Below are 15,781 nucleotides of genomic sequence, written 5' to 3'. Positions count from 1 at the left end.
ACGCCGTGCGCCTCACTCCCCGTCCGTCTCGCGGTCCGCGTCGATCACGTCCTCCAGCGTCTCCGTGCCCACGTCGCTCGCGACCTTGACGCCCGCGAGCGAGACCACGATACCGCCGACGATGAACGCCGCGAGCTGCTGGACCGGGGTGACGGCGACGCCGGCCAGCTCGAACGGGTCGAGGATCGCCTCCTGCGCGAGGAAGTAGCCGGCGAACCCTCGGACGACGAGGGCGACCGCGGCGATGACGAAGGGGAGGTTGAGGTACGGCGTCCGGATCCCCTCGTCGCGGATCAGCTCGTCGAGCAGCCGCCCGACCGCCGCGGTCACGCCCGCGACCGCGAACCACGGGACCGCCGCGTAGACGAACTCGACCGCCCCCACGAGCCCCGGGGCGTCGCCCAGGTCCGACGCGGAGAGCACGCCGAAGAAGCCGCCGACCAGCGCGAGCCCCCCGGCGACCACGTAGGTCACGATCGACACCTGGCCGGCGTACAGCGCCTCGCGGACACGCTCCGGCATCCCCGCGACGAACCGGTCGATCGCGAGCCCCTTGTATAAGAGCGCGGCCCCGAGCAGCCCGGCGACGCCCGCGACCGCCTCGGCCGCGGAGAACCGGTAGAACAGCGCCGGCAACAGCAGCAGCGCCACGCCGAACGGGACGAGGATCGTCGACCGGAGCTGCTCGTCGGCGAGGAACTGCTTGAGCAGGTAGTAGGTCGACTCGATGTCGCGGGCCTGTCGGACCACCACGCGGTCGACGGAGTCGACCGGGATCCGCGACTCGACGATCGGGAGCACCTGCTCGTCCTCGGCGGAGTCGACGACCGCGATCGCGGCCCGGGGGTCGTAGCGGTCCACGAGGTCGTCGAGCTGGGCCGCGATCGAGCGGTCAGCGCCGACCGCGCTGTCGCTCTCGGCCGACACGACCGCGACGACCGCCTCCTCGCGCTCGTCGCGGAGGTCGCGGGCGACCCGCAGCGATTCGAGCAGGCAGTTGACGCTGGCGTCCTCCGGGTCGCTCAGCCCGGCGTCCGTGACGAGCGAGCGGACCGCCTCCCAGCCGGCGACCGGCATCGGGACGTTGGTGGCCCGCCCGATCGCCCCGGACCGGTCGATACAGATGACCAGCGTCGTCACGTTTCGACCCTCTATCCGCCCGGATAAAAAGCTCCCCGTCGCGGGGATCGCGGGAACCGACTCGGGTTACCGCAGCTCGACGTCCACGTCGCCGCCCTCGCTCGCGAACACGCTCGCGACGCCGCTCCCGGCCGCGTACGCGACGCGCTCGGCGCCGATCCCGAGCCGCTCGGCGATCCCCCGCTCCGGCGTGAACTCGCGGACCTCCGGCTCCGCGCCGATCAGCGCTTCGAGCCGGTCCTCCACGTCGTCCTCGGTGCCGAGCTCGTCGACGAGGCCGATCTCGGCCGCGTCGCTGCCGAGGTAGACCCGCGCTTCCGTCTCCCGGATCGCCTCCGGGTCCATGTCCCGACCCTCGCTGACCGTCTCGACGAACTGCTCGTAGTAGCCGTCGATGATCCCCTGGAGGTACTCGCGCTCGTCCTCCTCGATCTCCCGGAGGGGAACGCCGGCGTCCTTGTACTCGCCGGCGGTGAACTGCTCGTAGGAGATGCCGAGCTTGTCGGCGAGCCCGGCCGCGTTCGGCCGGGAGCCGACGACGCCGATCGAGCCGACGAGGCTCGCGTCGCGCGCCCACAGCTCGTCGCAGCCGCTCGCGATCCAGTAGCCGCCGGACGCGCAGGTGTCGGTGGCGTACGCCAGCGTGGGGCCGTCGAAGTCGGCCGCCGCGCGCCGGATGTCGTCGCTCGGGAGCACCTCGCCGCCCGGGGTGTTGAGCTCGACGACGAGCGCCTCCACGTCCTCGTCCTCGTCGGCCGCCTCGATCTGTTCGACCACGTCGTCCGCGGTCGTCCCGCCCGGTCCCGAGAGGGGGGACGGGCGGCCAGCGTCGCGGGTGATCGGTCCCGAGACCCTCACCTTCGCCGCGTTGTACTCCTCCGCGTCGCCGAATCGACCGCGGGTGAGTCGAGCGATGAGCCGCTTGCCGGCCATCGTCGCGGTCGCGCCCACCACGGCGGCCGCGAAGAGACGCTTCCCGTTCGAGCGGGGGTTGCCTTCCATGCCTCCGATTACGCGCGTGGCCGTTTATAAGCTGTCGACGGCGCGCGCCTCGTCGCGGGCGGCGTCGCAGACCCGCCTCGTCGCGGCGGCGACCCAGCGCGACGCGGCCGGTGGCGCTCCGCGCTCCATAGCGGAGTTTTTGTAGCCCTGTACTGACCGACTCACAAGGATGGCAGAGAGCGAGGACGAGAACGCGTTCGTCGAGTACGGTATCAACGATAAACCCCCGCTCGGGAAGTCGCTCCTCCTGGGCGCCCAGCACTACCTCACGATGGTGGGCGCGAACATCGCCGTCCCCCTCATCCTCGCCGGCGCGATGGGGATGCCGGACGCGGTCATTCCCCGCTTCGTCGGCACGTTCTTCGTCGTGTCGGGAATCGCGACCCTCGCGCAGACGACGTTCGGCAATCGCTACCCGATCGTGCAGGGGGCGCCGTTCTCGATGCTCGCGCCCGCACTGGCGGTCATCGGCGTCGTGACGGCGAACCCGCCGGAGGGGATCGTTGCTTGGCGGGCGGCGCTCCTCCAGCTCCAAGGCGCGATCATCGTCGCCGCGCTCGCCGAGGTCGCGATCGGCTATCTGGGACTCGTCGGCCGGCTGCGAAGGTACCTCTCACCGGTCGTCATCGCGCCGGTCATCGCGCTCATCGGACTGTCGCTGTTCAACTCCCCCGACATCGCGACGGCGGATCAGAACTGGTGGCTCCTCGGGCTGACGCTGGTCGCCATCGTGTGGTTCTCGCAGTACCTCGGCGACGCGCACACGATCTTCCGACTGTTCCCGGTCCTGCTCGGTATCGTCGTCGCGTGGGCGATCGCCGCGGCCCTCTCGGCGCTCGGGGTCTTCGCACCCGACGCGCCCGGCTACATCGACCTGGCGAGCGTCGCCGCGGCCGACCCGGTCTACCCCATCTATCCGCTCCAGTGGGGCGTCCCGACCGTGACGCCGGCGTTCGTCATCGGGATGCTCGCCGGCGTCGCCGCCTCGATCGTCGAGTCCATCGGCGATTACCACGCCGTCGCCCGCCTCTCCGGGATGGGGGCGCCAAGCAGCGAGCGCATGAGTCACGGCATCGGCATGGAGGGACTCATGAACGTCTTCTCCGGGCTGATGGGCACCGGCGGGTCGACCTCCTACTCGGAGAACATCGGCGCCATCGGCCTCACCGGCGTGGCCTCGCGCTACGTCGTCCAGATCGGTGCCGCGCTCATGATACTCGTCGGCTTCGTCGGCTACTTCGGCCAGCTCGTCGCCACGATCCCCGGCCCGATCATCGGCGGCCTCTACGTCGCGATGTTCGGTCAGATCATCGGCGTCGGCGTCTCGAACCTCAAATACGTCGACCTCGACTCGTCGCGGAACATCTTCATCATCGGCATCTCGCTCTTCTCCGGACTGGCCGTTCCGGAGTACATGCGGAGCGTCGGGAGCGCGAACGCCTTACAACAGGGACTGGCCGAAAGCTTCCTCGTCGGCCCCCTCCTCGGGGCCGACGTCGTCGCGAACACCGTCTACGTCATCGGAACGACGGGGATGGCCGTCGGGGGACTCGTCGCGCTCGTCCTCGACAACACCATCGACGGGACGGCCACGGAGCGCGGCCTCGCCGCGTGGGAGGACGCGACCGAATCCGACGCCGACTTCGACTCCGCTTACGAGCGCTTCTTCGGGTGAGAAACCGGTCCGGGCGGGCTGAGGTCGTTCGAAGCGGGCCTCCTCGAACCCGACCTCCTCGAACCTGACCTCCTCGAGCCCGACCGAGCGCGACGACCTCGCCGGAGTCCGGTTCGTCGAAGGGCACCCGCGGGCCCTGAGCCGACCGCTCTTCCGCGAGCCGGTCGCTGGGGGCCTCTCGAAAGAACCGCAGAAAATCGATTGGACCGAACTACAGCAGGCCGGTCTTCTGCAGCTTCATCAGGTCCTCGGTGTCGAGCGTCTCGCCCTCCTTGAACTTCTGGTAGATCTCCTCGGCCTCTTCCTTCTCCTCCTCGCGCTTCTCGGCGCGCTCGTCCTTGCGCTCCTCCTCCTCTTCCTTGTCGAGCTCGCGCAGGCGCTTCTGGACGCGCACGAAGTCCTCGTGGTGCTGGTCGGCGGCCTCCTGGGCCTCGACGAACAGCTCGTGCATCTCGTCGGCCTCGTCCCGGATGTCGTCGGCCTCGCGGTAGGCCTCGATCATCTGGTTGTGGTGCTCCTGGGCCTTGTCGGCGAGCTCCGTCACCTTCTGGTGGTGCTGGGACGCCTCGGAGCGGACCTCCTCGGCCTCCTCGACGAGCTCGTCGAGCTCGCTGGTGTCGTCGACCTTCTCCTTCTTCTCGGCGAGCTTCTCGCGCTTCTCGTCGATCTTCTCGATGAGCTCGCGCTCGTCCTCGGCGTCGAGGACCTCCGTCTGCTGACGGAACTCGAGGTCCTCGATCTCCTCTTTGAGCTCCTCGATGGACTTGCCGGAGCCGAGCTCCATGTCCGATTTGAGCTCCTCGACCTCGTCGAACAGCTCGTTGGCCTCGGCGTTGAGCTCGTTGCGCTTGTCCTTGTGCTCCTGGACCTGCTCGTTGAGCTCGTCGCGCTTCTCGCGGTGTTCCTGGGCCTCGTCGACCTTCTCGCGCGTCTTCGCGTTGAGGTCGTCGCGCTTGGAGGCGCGCTCGGAGGCCATCTGGTTCAGCTCGTTGCGTCGGTCTCGCAGCTGACCGGCGCGTTTGATGAGCTGACCCTTCGACCCGTTCTCAAGGTCGTCCTCAGAAAGGTCCACGTTGTCCGCCTCGTCCATCGCCTCGATATCGTACTGTTCGATGACTTCTTCTTTCGTTACCATTTTTTATCTCTCCATCACCGCTCCGGGGATGGCGAGCGCTCGCCGTCGTGCGTCGAGCCGTTCACAAGAGCTCCCGTTCATTTCAGCGTGCGATCCCACCAGCGCCGGAGGCGTTCTGGTACCAGATCCTACCACGGGCCGACATATAAAGACTTCGGTGAATCGAGTGTAAGACGGTAGCACGGACCGTCTACTCCCGGATCCGTGATTAACGATCACACACCTATCGCTCCGTATCAGCCGTCCCCGACCTCGTACGAGAGCACGATCCCGTCGTCGAGCCGCTCGGTGTCGACCAGATCGAGCCGCGGAAACGACTCGGTGAACCCCTCGCCGTCGGCGAGGGTCGGCGCGTCCCGGCCGCCGATCACCATCGACCCCACGTAGGCGTGGAGCTCGTCGACGACGCCGGCCTCGAAACACGAGTAGATCACCTCGCCGCCGCCCTCGACCATCAGCCGGTCGATCCCGCGCTCCGCCAGCGCGTCGATCCCCGCGGCGAGGTCGACGTGGTCCGCTTCACCGTCGGATTCGTCGGCTCCGCCCTCGACCACCACGACCTCGGCGCCGGCGGCATCGAGCGCCTCGCGTCGCTCCTGGGGGGTCGCCGGGGAGACGAGCAGGTAGGTCGTCGCCGCGTCGTCGAGGATCCGGGCGTCGGTCGGCGTCCGCCCGGTCGAGTCGACGACGACGCGGGCGGGGTTGCCGGGGCGGCCGTTTCGGAGGCGCTCGACGCGGCGGTCCTCCTCGTCGAGCGTGAGGTGCGGGTCGTCCGCGAGGACGGTCCCGACCCCGACCAATACCGCGTCCGCGGCCGCCCTGACGCGGTCGACCCGGTCGAAGTCCTCCGGGCCGGATATCCGGAGCTGCTCCCGGCGTCGGGTCGCGAGCTTCCCGTCGACGCTCTGGGCCGCGTTGACGACGACGTGCATACCCGAGGGTCACGCGGGCGGGGAATGGTCGTTTCGGTCGGCGTTTCGGCTGACTGCGAGTCGGTCGCTCCGCCCTACTCGGTGACCCACAGCCCCGCGGTCACACCCGCCGCAAGCGCCAGGGCTCCGGCGAGCAGGCCGAACGCGGGCCGGAAGCCGGACGCGTCGGCGACGGCGCCCACGGTCGCGGGGGCGAGCGCGCCGGCCGCCATCAGCAGGGTGCGGACCACGCCGAGCCCGCCGCCGGCCAGCCGGTCGGGGAGCGCCTCGATCAGGTACGCGCCCCGGACCGGGCGGAACCCGTGCGAGCCGAGCCCGAACGCGACGACGAGTCCCCCGAGGGCGACCGGTCCCGCCGCCGCGAAGGCGACGACGCCGACGAGCGACGACGCCGCCAGCGCGAGCGCGGCGACCATCACGGGGAACCGGCCGAGGCGGTCGGAGAGGTCCCCGGAGACGAGCTGGACGAAGGTGACCGCGAACAGCGCGGAGTACAGCAGGTTCGCGGTCGCGCTCGACAGCCCGCCGGCCCGCGAGAGGTACAGCGGGAGGAAGGCGACGGCCCCGTTGTACGCGAACGAGCCGGCGACCGTCGCGAACACGAACGCACCGAGCCGCCGGTCCTCGAACAGCGCGAGGTAGTCGCGCGCGTCCGGCGTCGGGCCGTCGCGCTCCGGGCCGCGGTCGGCGTCGGCCGGGAGTCGCTCCGGGACGCGGAGCGAGAACGCCGCCGCCAGCGCGAGCGCCGCGGCGCCCGTGACGACGAACAGGCCGCGCCACGCCGCGCCCGGGAGCCGCGCGAGGAGCGCGGCGAGGGCGGGCGGCGCGGCGACGAAGAGGGTGACCGCCGCCGGCGCGGCCACCCCGCCCAGCGCGCCGAGGGTGTCGTGGGCACCGAGCGCGCGCCCGGTCCGGACCGGGTACACCCGCGAGAGCAGCCGCACCGCGACCGTCTTGTGCGCGCCCGTCCCCGCGCCGATCACGAGCATCACCCCCGCCAGCACCGCGAAGGGGGTGTCGACGACCAGCGAGAGGGCGCCGACGCCCGCCACGGCCGCCCCCGCCGCGATCACCCGAACCGCGCCGACCCGGTCGGCGATCGCCCCGCTCGGGAACTGGAGGAGGGCGTAGACGGCCATGAAGCCCGAAAAGGCCGCGCCGACCGCGGCGTTGCTCACCCCGTAGCTCGCCTGCAGGGGCTCGAACAGCGGCGGGAACGCGTACCGGACGAACTTCCCGAGGAACCAGATCAGGGCCGTGAGCACGAGCACGTCGTACTCCTGGGCCCGGCCGAGGTTCATCGACCATGGGTTCCGCGGTGACGCGTATAAACGGACGGAACCGCCCGAATGGTGCCGGTCGTCGATCGGCGAGGGGACGGCGACGGGGGGCTCTTTATAAACCACTGCGGTGGCGCGTGCCGAGGAGCGCCCGGAGGGCGCGACTCGCACGCGCGAGGGAGTCGCTGGCGCCTTATAAGGCGCCAGCGACGAGGCTGGGGAGGTGTGAGGCGCGGTGCGGTACGGGTGGGACTCAAAGGGACAGTCGCGAGGACGAAGACGCGCGACGTAAGGACCGCAGGGAGGGAGCGCTAGCGACCGACAGAGGACCGCAACGAGCGCATCGAGTCCTCGCGGCTGGGGCTTTGGAGGTGTTCCCTGCCGGGCCATCGACCACGCGGGTACGCTTCACGTACGGGGTCGACACCGTTTTCTCGCCGACCGCCGATCCACCGAGCGTGTCCGACCCAACCGCGCACCACGTCGGGATCACCGTCGCCGACCTCGACCGCGCCGTCGACTTCTACACCGAGACGTTCGACCTCGACCTCCTCTCGGAGTTTGCCGTCGGCGGCGAGGCCTTCGCCGAAGCGGTCGCCGTCGAGGGCACGTCGGCCGCGTTCGCGCACCTCGACGCCGACGGCGTCCGCGTCGAGCTCGTCGAATACGACCCCGCGGGCGACGGGGACGCCGACCCGGAACTGAACCGCGCCGGCGCGACGCACCTCGGGCTGTCGGTCGACGATGTCGAGGCGTTCTACGACGGCCTCGACGACGAGGTGGAGACGCTGAGCCCGCCGCGGACCACCGAGAGCGGGACGACGATCCTGTTCGTCAGGGACCCGGAGGGGAACCTGATCGAAGTGCTCGACGCCTGAGAGGTGCGGAGTCGGCGACGACTACGGCCTCACTTCACCTTCGTGCCCGGCCCGGCGTCCTCGTAGGTCGTGAGGAGGTCGGCCTCCTCGCCGGCGGCCAGCACCATCCCGTTCGACTCGACGCCGAACAGCTCGGCCTTCTCCATGTTCGCGAGCACGACGACCTTCGTGCCGGGCAGCTCGTCGACATCGTGGAGCTGCTTGAGCCCCGCGACGATCGTCCGGGTCTCGGCGCCGAGGTCGACGCCGAGCTTCAGGAGGTCGTCGGCGCCCTCGATGCCCTCCGCCTCCTCGATCCGGCCGATCCGGATGTCCAGTTCCTGGAAGTCGTCGAAGCTGATTCGGTCGTCGCTGAGGGGTTCGATGTCGGTCATGTCGTCGGTGTCGGTGTCGGTGTCGTCCGCGGTGTCCTCGGTGTCGTCGCTCTCGTCGCCATTCTCACCGCTCTCACCGCCGTCCTCACTGCTCTCGCCGTCGGCCTCCGCGTCGGCGACGCGCGCTTCGAGCTTCTCGTTGAGCGCCTCGACGCGCTCGTCTTCGATCTGCTCGAACAGCTCCGTCGGCTCCGCGAGGTCGCCGTCGGGGCCCTCGCGGGCCGCCTCGACGGTGGCCTCGTGGACCGAACCGTCCTCGCCGAGCTGGTCCCAGAGGCGCTCGGCCTTCTCGGGCGCGATCGGCTCGAACAGGACCGCGATCGCCTTCGCGATCGCGACGCAGTCGTGGATGACCTGTTCGGCCTCCTCGGGGTCGTCGTCCACCAGGTTCCACGGCTCGCTCCGCTGGATGTACTCGTTGCCGAACCGGGCGAGGTCGGTGACAGCGTCGCCGACCGCGCGCACGGAGTAGTCGTTGACGGCGGCCTCGAAGTCGGCGATCGCCTCCTCGATCCGCTCGTCGACCTCCTCGCTCGTCGCGTCCGAGATCGGCGCGTCGTCGTAGTTTCGGTGGGCGAAGAGGAGGGATCGGTAGAGGAAGTTCCCGACGGTCCCCACCAGTTCGGTGTTGACGCGGTCGCGGAACTTCTCCCACGAGAAGTCCACGTCCTGCTGGAACCCGCCGTTGGTCGCGAGGTAGTAGCGCAGCGGGTCCGGGTGGAACCCCTCGTCGAGGTACTCGTCGGCCCAGACCGCGCGGTCGCGGCTCGTCGAGAACCCCTTGCCGCCGAGGGTGACGAAGCCGCTCGCCATCACGGCGCGGGGCTCGGCGTGGCCGGTCGCCTCTAACATTGCGGGCCAGAAGATCGTGTGGTGCTGGATGATGTCGCGGCCGATCACGTGGACGATCTCGCCGCCCTCGGGGTGGGCGTCGCTCGCGCCCTCCTTCCACGCGGCCTCCCAGTCGAACGCCTCGGCGCCGACGCGCTCGGAGTACTGCTTCGTCGAGGCGATGTACTCGATCGGCGCGTCGACCCAGACGTATAAGACGAGGTCCTGCGGGTTCTCGCCGGGGTACTCCACGCCCCAGTCCATGTCCCGCGTGATACACCAGTCCTGGAGCCCCTGCTCGATCCACTCGCGGGGCTGGTTCCGGGCGTTCGAGGTCCCCTCCAGCCGGTCGAGGAAGTCGGAGAGGTACTCGGCGAACGCCGAGACCTCGAAGAACTTGTGGGTGCGCTCGCGGTACTCCGCGGGGTTGCCCGTGATCGTCGACTCGGGGTCCTCGACCTCGCCGGGTTCGAGGTGGCGCTGACACCCCTCGTCGCACTCGTCGCCGCGGGCGTGCGCGCCGCAGTACGGGCAGGTCCCCTCGACGTACCGGTCCGGCAGGTACTGGTCGTCGACGGGGTCGTACGCGACCATGATCTCCTTCTCGTAGAGGTGGCCGGCCTCGTCGAGGTCGCGCACCAGCTCCTGAGTGAGCTCCGTGTTCGTCTCGTCGTGAGTGTGCCCGTAGTTGTCGAACTCGACGTTGAACTTCGGGAACGTCGCGGCGTACCGCTCGTGCCAGTCGAGCGCGAACTCTTCGGGGGAGACCCCCTCCTGCTCGGCGTTGACCGCGACGGGGGTGCCGTGCATGTCCGAGCCGGAGACGAACGCGGTCTCCTGACCGAGTCGTTCGAGCGCGCGCCGGTACACGTCGCCGCCGACGTAGGTGCGGAGGTGACCGATGTGGAGGTCGCCGTTGGCGTACGGCAGTCCACAGGTCACCACCGCCGGATCGTCGGTGGGGAAGTCGTCGTGGCTCATGTGTGTGTATGTCGTGTGTCGGTCGATCGGGTCTAAAGCCCCCTGATTTCCGGGTGAGATCGAGACGGGCCGGATCGAGACGGGCCGGATCGAGACGGGCCGGATCGAGACGGGCCGGATCGAGACGGGTCGGCCGGGCCTGCGGGAAACCGCCGCCGATCAGCGACGCGGTCTTCTACGCGACTCCTCGGCGACGGTGCCGAGGCGCCCCTCAGGGGTCCATCGGTCGTTCGACGCGACCGGTGATCCGGTCCGGATCGAGCCGGTAGAGCTCGAACTCCACCTGGCTCGTCGGCTCGCCGAAGACGTCGACTATCGGTATCCGTCCCGTCCGTTCGAGCCCCGCGAGCGACTCCGCGGAGATGGACTCGTCCGTCGTCGACACCAGCCGACCGCTCCCCACAACGCTCATCCACCGGCCGTCGCGTTCCCCGTAGGTGACGAACGTGACGCCGCGATCCGTGGGGTCCGCCTTCTCGCTGCCGGCTCCGACGGCGAGTCGGAAGTAAAACACCGCCTCGACCGGGTCGTACCCGTACGAAACCGGGACCGAGTGCGGTGAGTCGTCGGCGCCCGTCGACAGGGAGAGCACTCCCGTTCCCGACCGCCCGAGGAACTCGTCGCGCTCGTCGTCTCCCATCCGAACCGCGTCGGGACCAGTCATACGCGCGATTGGACGGGCACGATAATGAAGGTCCGCCACGGACCGCGGGCGGAAGGGAAGCGCGTCGCTCCGGCGCGTCTCTCACACGATCGCTCGGACGACCCGCGCCGCGTCGGCCGCGGTGGGCGCGAGCACGTAGACGATCGGCTCGACGCCGACCGCGCCCGTCTGGTAGAGCACGAGGGTCCCGTCGGCGTCGTCGCCCGAGCGCTCCGCGTCCCGGAGGTCGGCCGCGCCCGCCTCGGAGACCGCGTCGGCGACCGCCTCGCGGGTCGGGGCCTCGGGGTCGAACTCCACGGTCGGATGCGACTCCGCGAGCGCCGCGACGGTGTCGGGATCGTACCGGATGTTCACGGCGCCGCGAGCGGTCGCGCCGGCCTCGCGCGCGGCGAGCAGGACCGTCGCGACGTGCTCGCTCACGCCGAACTCGGGCTCGCCCGGGACCATCGCCTGCCCCTTCACGTCGACGAGGCGCCCGGGCACGGCCGCCACGTCGTCGATCGTCCGCGCGCCGTCGAGGCACTCGGCGACGTTGGCGCCGACGTTCGGGATGAGCCCGGCGAAGCCGGAGGCGTTCGTCAGGGTGCGGAGCCCGCGCCGGACCGAGGAGAGGACGCGCTCGCGCTCGCGGAGCCCGCTGTCGGGGTCGTGGACCGAGAACTCCACCTCCGCGTCGGCGAGCGCGGGCATCGCCTCCTCGTGGAGGTCCGCGAGGAGGTCTCCCTCCTCCAGCCGCCGGATCAGCACCTCGATCTCGACGAGCGCCGCGACCGGGGTCATCTCCCCCGCCGCGAGCCCCTCGCCCACGCGCTCGACGAGCTCGCGGACGCGCTCGTCGGCGACGATCCGGTCGTGGCGGGCCACGTCGCCGTGGGCGTACTTCGAGACGGCCGACTGGGAGATGCCGAGCGCGTCGGCGACCTCGCGCTGGGTGAACCCGCGGTCGCGGAGGTCCTCCGCCAGCATCGAGCGCACCGTCGGGAGGAACTCGTCGACGACGACCTCCTCGATGAACTTCATGCGTCGTCCCCCTTCGCGCCGGCCGCGTCTCCCTTCGTCTCGTCCCCCTTCGCGCCGGCCGCGTCGAACTCCGGATCGGAGCCGATCCGGGAGGCCTGCGGGCCGTCCTGGTCCTGGTACTTCGAGCCGCGCTCGACCCCGTAGGGCCGGTTCGCGGGCGACTTGAGCTCCGTGAAGATAAGCTGCGAGACGCGCATCCCGGGCGTGAGCGCGACGGGCGCGGTGCCGAGGTTCGACAGTTCGAGCGTGATCTGCCCTTTGTACCCCGGATCGACGATCCCCGCGGTGGCGTGGATGACGATCGCGAGCCGTCCGAGCGACGACCGGCCCTGCACCGTCGCGAGCAGGTCCGGCGGGATCTCGACGCGCTCGGTCGTGGTCCCGAGCACGAAGTCGCCGGGATGGAGGATGAACTCCTCGCCCTCGGGAACGGTCGTCTCCGTGACGTACTCGCCGACCTCGTCGGCCTCGGTCGGGTGGATGCAGGGGATGTTCGTGCGCTGGAACTCCAGGAACCGCTCGCCGAGCCGCAGGTCGACGCTCGCGGGCTGGACCTGCTGGTCGACGTCGTCGAGCGGCTCGACCACCAGGTCCCCGTCCGCGAGCCGGTCGAGGATGTCCGCGTCCGAGAGGATCATGTCTGAAAGGCCGGGGGGCGGTCGGCTTAAATCACGACGGTCTGCCCCGACCGCCGCGTGCGGGCGGCGCGGTGCTTCCGGTTCGCACGCAGGGCGGGGTTTCGCCCCGATCGGTGTTCCGGGTGCCCTCAGTGGCTGAGTGCCCACGGATATCCGCCGCCGTGGTCGGCTGCATGGCCCCCGTGATTCCCCGTCTGGCTCCCGTGCCCGCCGGTCCCGGTCGGTCCGCCGTGTGCGTGCCCCTCGGACGCGCCGTCTGCCGCCGATTCCGCCGGGAGAACCTCGTCGATCCGTAGGATGCGGGCGGTCGTCTCCAGCGCGTTCGCGAGACAGGCGTCGACCACCGTTACCGGTTCGAGGACGCCGGCGGCGCGCATGTCCCGGAGGGAGCCGCCGGCGTCGACGCCGACCGCCCGATCGCCGTCGTGGTGGCGCGACCGGAGTTCGGCGAGCGCGTCGATCGGATCGAGGCCGGCGTTCTCGGCGAGCACTCGCGGAACCGCCTCGAGCGACTCCGCGAACCCCTCGGCCGCGAGCTGCTCGCGTCCGTCGAGCGCGTCGGCGCGCGCGGAGACGTCCCTCGCGAGCGCCAGCCAGGACGCGCCGCCGCCCGGGACCACGGCGCCGTCCCGGCGGGCCTGCCGGACGACGTCGACGCAGTCCGTGACGATCCGGCGCGTCTCCGCGGCGACGTGCGGCGTTCCCCCGCGGAGGACCAGCGAGGCGTGGGTCTCTTCGGGGCAGTCGGTGACGACCAGCAGCGAGGATCGGCCGACCGACCGCCGCTCGACCGCGCCCCCTCGCCCGAGCGCGTCGGCGTCGAGCGCGCCGGCGTCCATCACCCGGGACGCCCCCGTCGCGCGGACGATCGCGTCGAACTCGTCCTGTCGGGTGCGCTCGACCGCGAGCACGCCCCGGCGCGAGAGCGCCGTCCGGACCGCGTCGTCGATCGACTTCTGACAGAACAGCACGTCCGTGCCCGCCTCCGCGACGGACTCGACCAGCGCCGCCCGCGAGTCGCGCGCGTACGCCCGCATCTCCGCGAGGTCGTCAGGGTCGTCCAGCGAGAGCGTGCCAGACGCGTCCGCCGCGTCGGGAGTGATCTCGGCGTCGACCGCCGCGATCGCGGGGGCAGTGTACGACCGCGGCGTCCCGGCGTCGATCCCGTCCACGGCCGTCGAGGACGCGTCCATGTCGACGGCGATCCCGTCGATCAGCGACGAGTCGAACAGGTCCCCTCCGGGGGCGTCGTGGAGCGTGAGCCGCGACACGTCGAAGTCGACTGCGCGGAGCGCGGAGAGGGTGTACTCGGCGAACTGTCGGGCGGCGGCCTCGTCCCAGCGGCCGGTGACCGCGGTCATCGCCACCCGCCGCAGCGGTCCCTCGTCGCCCCGGTCCAGCGGTACCGCGTACTCCTCAAGCCGCTCGCGGGCGTGTCCGGCCGCTCGTTTGTAGCCCGCCGCGACGGCGGTCGGGTGGACACCGCGATCGAAGAGCGACCGCGCCGTCGAGAGGAGCTCGCCGACGAGGAGGACCTGGGTGGTCGTCCCGTCGCCGACGCGCCGGTCCTGGGCCTCGGCCGCGCCGACGACGACCCGCCCGATCGGGTCGTCGACCTCGAGCCGATCGAGGATGCTCGACCCCGTGTTGGTGACGATCACCGTCCCGTCGCGGCCGACGATCATCTTGTCTCGTCCGTTCGGGCCGAGCGTGGAGCGGACGGTCTCGGCGACCGCCACGCCGGGAGCGATCGTGTCGGTTCCGGGGTCGGTGCGGTCCGTGTCGCTTGTGTGTGCGGGTGGACTCATGGATTCGGAGAACGAATAACGGGTCGGTCGGAGACGGTCCGCCGGTCGAGCGGTACACGCTCAGAGCGGATCGTCGGTCACGACGAGGTCGCCGCGGTCGGCGCGGTTGTCGAGGTTGCCCGGAGTGATGTCGAACTCGAAGACGCCGGTCGGCAGCGCGAGCGTCGAGCAGGCGTTCGGCACGTCGACGACGCCGCTCTGCCGGCCCTCCGCCGGGACCGTGCCGAGGATGTGCAGGGCCTGCTGTCCGGTGTACCCGAACTTCTTCAGGTAGTCGATGGCCTGGAGACACGCCCGACGGTACGCGACGTGCGAGTCGATGTAGCGCTGCTCGCCGTCCTCCGTCACCGAGTAGCCGCAGAACGTGACGTAGTCCTCGAAGTTGGGACCGCGGTGGCCCGGCTCGAAGATCGGGTGATCGACGCCGTACTCCTCCATGCCGTTCTCGACGATGTCGAACTCGGCGTCGACGTAGCCCGCCATCTCGATGGCGCCGCAGAACGTGATCTCCCCGTCGCCCTGCGAAGCGTGGAAGTCGCCGACCGCGAACATTCCCCCCTCGACGTAGACGGGGAAGTACACCGTCGAGCCGATCGAGAGGTCCTTGATGTCGTGGTTGCCGCCGTGTTCGCGCGGCGGGACGGTTCGGGCCGCCTCCTCGGCCGCCGCCTCCGCCTCCTCGGAGTCCATCTCGCCCATCTGCGCCCCGTCCGGTGTCGGCGGGTTCGCGACTCCCGGTTCCTCCTCTCCGGTCGGGTGGTTCGGTACGGAGTCCGGGTCTTCCTCGTATCGGTCGATGAGCTCCTGCTCGCGTTCGTTCCACTCCTCGAGGAGCTCCTGGCTCGGGAGACAGCCCGCGAGCCCCGGATGGATCTTCCCTTCGTACCGCACGTCCGGAACGTGGCGGGAGGAGACGGTGTAGCCGTCGATGTCCCAGATCGACTTCGCCGCGTCGGAGAAGTGATCGGTCAGGAATCCGCCCCCGTTCTGCTGGGAGAACGTCCCGGTGAACCCGAACTCGGACCGGTCGTTGAGCGGTCCCATGTCGTGGAACTCCACCTTCAGGAGGTCTCCGGGCTTCGCGCCGTTCACGCGGACGGGACCGGCCAGGTAGTGGACCTGATTCAGGTCGACGTCGCGGATGTCGTTCGGATCGTCGTTGTCGCCGATCTGTCCGCCCGTCCAGTCGAGGGCTTCCAGGCGGATCGTCTCTCCGGGGTCGACTTCGACGGCCGCCGGGATGTCCGGATGCCACCGGTTGAACGGATTCGCTCCGGGCTGTTCGTCCGGCGGGTTATCGACATCGACCTCGAATTTCACTTCGGGCATGCGAGGTATGATCACTCACATTCGGCATAAAGCTGTTGTCCTATTATCATTTCAGGGAGTTCCATCCGATGAGAATACCTGATATTGTCTTAAT

13 protein-coding genes are annotated in these 15,781 nt (G+C 70.2%); 2 read left to right on the top strand and 11 right to left on the bottom strand.

Annotation, left to right across the window (positions count from 1 at the left end; translation table 11 throughout):
• Window positions 1–12: 12 nt before the first annotated feature.
• On the bottom strand, window positions 13–1,140 hold the full coding sequence (locus CK500_RS05885; protein ID WP_095636325.1) for a DUF373 family protein: 1,128 nt from the start codon (window positions 1,138–1,140) through the stop codon (window positions 13–15).
• Between the two features lie 66 nt (window positions 1,141–1,206).
• A complete protein-coding gene (gene sppA / locus CK500_RS05880) occupies window positions 1,207–2,142 on the bottom strand; it encodes a signal peptide peptidase SppA (RefSeq protein WP_095636324.1) in 936 nt (311 codons plus the stop codon).
• 169 nt (window positions 2,143–2,311) lie between these two features.
• On the opposite strand from sppA, the gene CK500_RS05875 reads away from it, so the two are divergent.
• The gene (locus CK500_RS05875) at window positions 2,312–3,817 is read left to right on the top strand and encodes a uracil-xanthine permease family protein (RefSeq protein ID WP_095636323.1); all 1,506 of its coding nucleotides are present in this window, start codon (window positions 2,312–2,314) and stop codon (window positions 3,815–3,817) included.
• Between the two features lie 211 nt (window positions 3,818–4,028).
• Here CK500_RS05875 and CK500_RS05870 read toward each other — a convergent pair whose 3' ends face one another.
• The 3 genes from CK500_RS05870 to CK500_RS05860 form a co-directional block, all read right to left on the bottom strand.
• Window positions 4,029–4,952, bottom strand: a complete 924-nt coding sequence (locus CK500_RS05870) for a coiled-coil protein (RefSeq protein WP_095636322.1) — start codon at window positions 4,950–4,952, stop codon at window positions 4,029–4,031.
• Window positions 4,953–5,188: 236 nt separating this feature from the next.
• Window positions 5,189–5,884, bottom strand: a complete 696-nt coding sequence (locus CK500_RS05865; RefSeq protein ID WP_095636321.1) for a 2,5-diamino-6-(ribosylamino)-4(3H)-pyrimidinone 5'-phosphate reductase — start codon at window positions 5,882–5,884, stop codon at window positions 5,189–5,191.
• Between the two features lie 74 nt (window positions 5,885–5,958).
• Window positions 5,959–7,185, bottom strand: a complete 1,227-nt coding sequence (locus CK500_RS05860; protein ID WP_095636320.1) for an MFS transporter — start codon at window positions 7,183–7,185, stop codon at window positions 5,959–5,961.
• 437 nt (window positions 7,186–7,622) lie between these two features.
• Between CK500_RS05860 and CK500_RS05855 the strand changes: the two genes are divergently transcribed.
• The gene (locus CK500_RS05855; protein ID WP_095636319.1) at window positions 7,623–8,042 is read left to right on the top strand and encodes a VOC family protein; all 420 of its coding nucleotides are present in this window, start codon (window positions 7,623–7,625) and stop codon (window positions 8,040–8,042) included.
• Between the two features lie 29 nt (window positions 8,043–8,071).
• On the opposite strand, the gene metG is transcribed toward CK500_RS05855, so the two are convergent.
• The 6 genes from metG to fmdA form a co-directional block, all read right to left on the bottom strand.
• Window positions 8,072–10,228: a methionine--tRNA ligase gene (gene metG / locus CK500_RS05850; RefSeq protein WP_095636318.1), complete on the bottom strand. Its 2,157-nt coding sequence runs from the start codon at window positions 10,226–10,228 to the stop codon at window positions 8,072–8,074.
• Between the two features lie 211 nt (window positions 10,229–10,439).
• Window positions 10,440–10,892, bottom strand: coding sequence for a pyridoxamine 5'-phosphate oxidase family protein (locus CK500_RS05845; protein WP_095636317.1), 453 nt, complete (start codon window positions 10,890–10,892; stop codon window positions 10,440–10,442).
• Window positions 10,893–10,973: 81 nt separating this feature from the next.
• Window positions 10,974–11,912: a thiamine-phosphate synthase family protein gene (locus CK500_RS05840; RefSeq protein ID WP_095636316.1), complete on the bottom strand. Its 939-nt coding sequence runs from the start codon at window positions 11,910–11,912 to the stop codon at window positions 10,974–10,976.
• Window positions 11,909–12,550: a dCTP deaminase gene (dcd, locus tag CK500_RS05835; RefSeq protein WP_095636315.1), complete on the bottom strand. Its 642-nt coding sequence runs from the start codon at window positions 12,548–12,550 to the stop codon at window positions 11,909–11,911. The genes CK500_RS05840 and dcd overlap by 4 nt, the downstream gene beginning before the upstream one ends.
• Window positions 12,551–12,678: 128 nt before the next feature.
• Entirely contained in the window at window positions 12,679–14,358 is a 1,680-nt protein-coding gene (gene thsB, locus CK500_RS05830) for a thermosome subunit beta (protein WP_095636314.1), read from the bottom strand.
• Between the two features lie 60 nt (window positions 14,359–14,418).
• Window positions 14,419–15,687: a formamidase gene (gene fmdA / locus CK500_RS05825; RefSeq protein WP_095636313.1), complete on the bottom strand. Its 1,269-nt coding sequence runs from the start codon at window positions 15,685–15,687 to the stop codon at window positions 14,419–14,421.
• Window positions 15,688–15,781 lie beyond the last annotated feature (94 nt).

Source organism: Halorubrum salipaludis, assembly GCF_002286985.1.
Lineage (GTDB): Archaea > Halobacteriota > Halobacteria > Halobacteriales > Haloferacaceae > Halorubrum > Halorubrum salipaludis.
This window is presented reverse-complemented; position numbering and strand designations above follow the sequence as displayed.

What these genes read in the sequence shown, in the direction of transcription:
- CK500_RS05870 (WP_095636322.1), bottom strand. Translation starts at nt 4,952, where the DNA reads ATGGTAACGAAAGAAGAAGTCATCGAACAGTACGATATCGAGGCGATG.
- metG (WP_095636318.1), bottom strand. Translation starts at nt 10,228, where the DNA reads ATGAGCCACGACGACTTCCCCACCGACGATCCGGCGGTGGTGACCTGT.
- sppA (WP_095636324.1), bottom strand. Translation starts at nt 2,142, where the DNA reads ATGGAAGGCAACCCCCGCTCGAACGGGAAGCGTCTCTTCGCGGCCGCC.
- CK500_RS05845 (WP_095636317.1), bottom strand. Translation starts at nt 10,892, where the DNA reads ATGACTGGTCCCGACGCGGTTCGGATGGGAGACGACGAGCGCGACGAG.
- dcd (WP_095636315.1), bottom strand. Translation starts at nt 12,550, where the DNA reads ATGATCCTCTCGGACGCGGACATCCTCGACCGGCTCGCGGACGGGGAC.
- CK500_RS05865 (WP_095636321.1), bottom strand. Translation starts at nt 5,884, where the DNA reads ATGCACGTCGTCGTCAACGCGGCCCAGAGCGTCGACGGGAAGCTCGCG.
- CK500_RS05875 (WP_095636323.1), top strand. Translation starts at nt 2,312, where the DNA reads ATGGCAGAGAGCGAGGACGAGAACGCGTTCGTCGAGTACGGTATCAAC.
- thsB (WP_095636314.1), bottom strand. Translation starts at nt 14,358, where the DNA reads ATGAGTCCACCCGCACACACAAGCGACACGGACCGCACCGACCCCGGA.
- CK500_RS05840 (WP_095636316.1), bottom strand. Translation starts at nt 11,912, where the DNA reads ATGAAGTTCATCGAGGAGGTCGTCGTCGACGAGTTCCTCCCGACGGTG.
- CK500_RS05860 (WP_095636320.1), bottom strand. Translation starts at nt 7,185, where the DNA reads ATGAACCTCGGCCGGGCCCAGGAGTACGACGTGCTCGTGCTCACGGCC.
- fmdA (WP_095636313.1), bottom strand. Translation starts at nt 15,687, where the DNA reads ATGCCCGAAGTGAAATTCGAGGTCGATGTCGATAACCCGCCGGACGAA.